The organism is Sodalis-like endosymbiont of Proechinophthirus fluctus (assembly GCF_001602625.1).
Classification (GTDB): domain Bacteria; phylum Pseudomonadota; class Gammaproteobacteria; order Enterobacterales; family Enterobacteriaceae.
Genome location: NZ_LECR01000057.1, coordinates 5030 through 5488 on the forward strand (window position 1 = coordinate 5030; position 459 = coordinate 5488).

Here is a 459-nt window from a genome sequence, read left to right on the forward strand (position 1 = left end):
GTGCTGGTGTTTACTCGCACCAAGCACGGCGCTAACCATCTGGCAGAGCAGCTTAACATGGACGGCATCACTGCTGCTGCGCCACGGCAATAAGAGCTAGGGGGGCACGTACCCGGGCGCTGGCAGATTTCAAACAGGACGGTATCCGCGTCCTGGTGGCGACTGATATTGCCGCCCGCGGTCTAGATATTGACCTGCTGCCACACATGGTGAACTTGAGTTACCCCAGATGGCGGAAGATTATATCCATCGCATCGGGTGGCACCGGGACCGTGCGGCGATGGCGTTTGTCGATGAGCTGATCGCCTACTGTGCGATATCGAGCGTTTGCTGAAAAAGCCGATCCCACACATCGCGTTACCGGGCTACGATCCAGACCCTAGCATCACAGCCGATCTCATCCAGCAGGGTCGGGGTCGGGGTAGCTGGTCGCTGCAGCAATTATGCCGGTAACGGCAG

General features: G+C 58.6%; 1 pseudogene. It reads left to right on the forward strand.

Annotation, left to right across the window (positions count from 1 at the left end):
* Positions 1-453, forward strand: a pseudogene (locus BG74_RS17405) (helicase-related protein); the annotation flags it as partial.
* Positions 454-459 lie beyond the last annotated feature (6 nt).